Source organism: Marinobacter fuscus, assembly GCF_003007675.1.
In the GTDB taxonomy this organism is placed as follows: Bacteria; Pseudomonadota; Gammaproteobacteria; order Pseudomonadales; family Oleiphilaceae; genus Marinobacter; species Marinobacter fuscus.
In genome coordinates this window covers 1-4,110 of record NZ_PXNP01000063.1, presented here as the reverse complement: position 1 = coordinate 4,110, position 4,110 = coordinate 1, and the positions used below count along the sequence as shown (strand labels likewise).

The window sequence follows — 4,110 nt, the reverse complement described above, 5'->3', positions numbered from 1 at the left end:
GGTCGAGTAGGCCCTGGGAACCACCCCCAAAGCCTCTCACAGAACCGTACGTGAACCTCTCGATTCATACGGCTCTTGTTATCCAACCATTGCCCTTGATCCTGCCCAGTGAGCAAATAGATCCGGCCGTCGCCGACGCAGTCCATTCACTCTCCGGGCAGCCTGTAACAGACCTCTGAGTTTCCGATACTTCCCTAATGCCCACCGGCTCAACCTCAGATCGAAATGAAACAGCACATTCCGAATGTAGCTGCGGCCAAACAGGCTATAGTACTGCATCCAGCCTCGGAGGCGGGACTGACAGAATCGAGCGAACTGCCCGAGTTCTTTCTGTCGCCACCATTTCCAGGGCCACTCGTTGATCTGCTTGCGGATCTCTTTCGCTGCACTCTGGCTGATGGCCGCCGTGAAGTAGACTTTCTTTTGTCCCAACCGGTTGCGGATCAGCCGCGGTCGGAAGGTGTGACCCAGAAAATCAAACGCGATCTCCGGGTAGTCCCGCCGGTTGTACTCGCTCTTACAATACACAATCTTTGTCTTGCGGGGATGGAGCGTCAAGCCACACGCTGTGAATCGTGCCTCAAGGACCGATTTCAGTGCTTGAGCTTCCCGTTCACTGGAACAATGGCATACGATATCGTCCGCATAGCGTTCGAACTGGATGCCACCCCAGCGCTTCTCCACCCAGCGATCAAAGACGTAGTGCAGGAACAGGTTTGCCAGTAAGGGACTGATCACACCGCCTTGCGGCGTGCCCCGATCGCGTTCCTCCACGGAACCATCCGCCAACTGAACCGGCGCGCTTAGCCAGCGCCGGATGTACAGCTTCTGCCAGTCCTCGGTCACATGACGATCCACGGCCTTCATTAACAGGTTGTGGTCGATGTTGTCGAAGAAGCCTTGAATGTCCATATCCAGCACCCAGGCTTTCTTCCAGCACCGGGCCTGAGTCTGTTTCAGCGCATCGTGCGCTGACTTTCCCGGGCGGTAGCCGTAAGAGTCCGGGTGGAAGTGTTGTTCCAGTTCCGGTTCAATCAGCAGCTTGACCACCATCTGCGCAATGCGGTCGGCAACCGTTGGGATGCCGAGACGACGGGTTGCCCCATCCGCCTTTTCGATCTCCACGCGCAAAACCGGTGGTGGATGATAGCTTCCTGAGGACAAACGGTTCCAAAGCTTGTAAAGGTTATTGCTGAGGTCACCATCAAAGTCTTCCAGACTCTGATGATCTACCCCGGCGCTACCTTTGTTGGCTCGAACCCGCTTGTAGGCCTGATAGACCAAGGCCTTCGGGATGGTAAATGGTTTTGCCTGACCCTGACGGCTCCTCCCGGAATTCGGTTGGCCATCTGGATCCGACGGGATAACTTGCCCCCTTCGCTCCACACCCATTACAGGTGTTTCCACACTACTACGGGCCAATCCGTCCCTGTGTCCTGCATCGGTACTCTCGCCTCGCGGGATCTCCACTTGTGCTTCTCCCTTAACATCAGGACGACAGGTTCTCATGTTCCATACTCAAGCCTGTACCCAGGTCATGCCGCCTCAAGACCGGCTGCCGCTGTGTCCGTTGTGCCAGCTCACGTCACAGCTCATCCCGGGGAGACGCTCGGTCCCCGGTTCTGACAACATCTGTCTACATTTCGACCCCTCATCGGCGGTTCACTTTCGTTCATCTCCTTGGGTACGTACCTGACCGCTCTTGACGGCCTTTTCCCATGTCGCTCACGACCCGCACTCTTAATGCAAGCCGCACAGGGCGGTTTGATCCCGGTGTCTGGTCACCGAGACCGAGGGGCCTTCCCTCATCTTGAGTACAGCAAGAAAGACTGAAGTCTTTCGTCATGACACACGAGCGCAGCGTAGTAGGCGTCCGGCGGACGGCCGCCAGGCCGGTAGCGAACTTGAACAATTGGTTATACATGAGGCTACCACCCCCACCAGTGCCAAACTTTGGCGATACCGCGCCAGACACCCCCGAGAATAGACGGAAACAGTTTCGGTAGCAGCAACGCCAACACAGCAAAAATCAAGATACAGGAAATGAGGTAACGACTGCTGAGAAAGCCATCCCAGTAAACCGCCAACTCCAAATTGACCCAGAGCCAAACGAATACTGCGGTTGGGATAGAGAAAAACAGTGATGCAAAAAGGCTAATCAACCTTGTTTCAATCGGCCCACCTTGGCCGCGATTCCTTGCCATGATCTACGAACATTCCTTGTGTATAACGCCTTGCTCACCGGTAAATTAGGTCGAGTAGGCCCTGGGAACCACCCCCAAAGCCTCTCACAGAACCGTACGTGAACCTCTCGATTCATACGGCTCTTGTTATCCAACCATTGCCCTTGATCCTGCCCAGTGAGCAAATAGATCCGGCCGTCGCCGACGCAGTCCATTCACTCTCCGGGCAGCCTGTAACAGACCTCTGAGTTTCCGATACTTCCCTAATGCCCACCGGCTCAACCTCAGATCGAAATGAAACAGCACATTCCGAATGTAGCTGCGGCCAAACAGGCTATAGTACTGCATCCAGCCTCGGAGGCGGGACTGACAGAATCGAGCGAACTGCCCGAGTTCTTTCTGTCGCCACCATTTCCAGGGCCACTCGTTGATCTGCTTGCGGATCTCTTTCGCTGCACTCTGGCTGATGGCCGCCGTGAAGTAGACTTTCTTTTGTCCCAACCGGTTGCGGATCAGCCGCGGTCGGAAGGTGTGACCCAGAAAATCAAACGCGATCTCCGGGTAGTCCCGCCGGTTGTACTCGCTCTTACAATACACAATCTTTGTCTTGCGGGGATGGAGCGTCAAGCCACACGCTGTGAATCGTGCCTCAAGGACCGATTTCAGTGCTTGAGCTTCCCGTTCACTGGAACAATGGCATACGATATCGTCCGCATAGCGTTCGAACTGGATGCCACCCCAGCGCTTCTCCACCCAGCGATCAAAGACGTAGTGCAGGAACAGGTTTGCCAGTAAGGGACTGATCACACCGCCTTGCGGCGTGCCCCGATCGCGTTCCTCCACGGAACCATCCGCCAACTGAACCGGCGCGCTTAGCCAGCGCCGGATGTACAGCTTCTGCCAGTCCTCGGTCACATGACGATCCACGGCCTTCATTAACAGGTTGTGGTCGATGTTGTCGAAGAAGCCTTGAATGTCCATATCCAGCACCCAGGCTTTCTTCCAGCACCGGGCCTGAGTCTGTTTCAGCGCATCGTGCGCTGACTTTCCCGGGCGGTAGCCGTAAGAGTCCGGGTGGAAGTGTTGTTCCAGTTCCGGTTCAATCAGCAGCTTGACCACCATCTGCGCAATGCGGTCGGCAACCGTTGGGATGCCGAGACGACGGGTTGCCCCATCCGCCTTTTCGATCTCCACGCGCAAAACCGGTGGTGGATGATAGCTTCCTGAGGACAAACGGTTCCAAAGCTTGTAAAGGTTATTGCTGAGGTCACCATCAAAGTCTTCCAGACTCTGATGATCTACCCCGGCGCTACCTTTGTTGGCTCGAACCCGCTTGTAGGCCTGATAGACCAAGGCCTTCGGGATGGTAAATGGTTTTGCCTGACCCTGACGGCTCCTCCCGGAATTCGGTTGGCCATCTGGATCCGACGGGATAACTTGCCCCCTTCGCTCCACACCCATTACAGGTGTTTCCACACTACTACGGGCCAATCCGTCCCTGTGTCCTGCATCGGTACTCTCGCCTCGCGGGATCTCCACTTGTGCTTCTCCCTTAACATCAGGACGACAGGTTCTCATGTTCCATACTCAAGCCTGTACCCAGGTCATGCCGCCTCAAGACCGGCTGCCGCTGTGTCCGTTGTGCCAGCTCACGTCACAGCTCATCCCGGGGAGACGCTCGGTCCCCGGTTCTGACAACATCTGTCTACATTTCGACCCCTCATCGGCGGTTCACTTTCGTTCATCTCCTTGGGTACGTACCTGACCGCTCTTGACGGCCTTTTCCCATGTCGCTCACGACCCGCACTCTTAATGCAAGCCGCACAGGGCGGTTTGATCCCGGTGTCTGGTCACCGAGACCGAGGGGCCTTCCCTCATCTTGAGTACAGCAAGAAAGACTGAAGTCTTTCGTCATGACACACGAGCG

Annotated in this window: 3 protein-coding genes; all 3 read right to left on the bottom strand. The window is 55.9% G+C overall.

The genetic code is table 11. The features are described from left to right. Positions 1-78: 78 nt before the first annotated feature. Positions 79-1,407, bottom strand: coding sequence for a group II intron reverse transcriptase/maturase (gene ltrA / locus C7H09_RS09345; RefSeq protein ID WP_240616512.1), 1,329 nt, complete (start codon positions 1,405-1,407; stop codon positions 79-81). Positions 1,408-1,928: 521 nt separating this feature from the next. Further along, positions 1,929-2,204, bottom strand: coding sequence for a hypothetical protein (locus tag C7H09_RS09335; protein WP_023009706.1), 276 nt, complete (start codon positions 2,202-2,204; stop codon positions 1,929-1,931). A 126-nt stretch (positions 2,205-2,330) separates the two neighbouring features. After that, complete coding sequence (gene ltrA / locus C7H09_RS09330) at positions 2,331-3,659, bottom strand: group II intron reverse transcriptase/maturase (RefSeq protein ID WP_240616512.1); 1,329 nt, start codon at positions 3,657-3,659, stop codon at positions 2,331-2,333. Positions 3,660-4,110 lie beyond the last annotated feature (451 nt).

Bases quoted from the DNA above. Each gene is read 5' to 3' on its own strand.
- C7H09_RS09335 (WP_023009706.1), bottom strand. From the start codon at position 2,204: ATGGCAAGGAATCGCGGCCAAGGTGGGCCGATTGAAACAAGGTTGATT.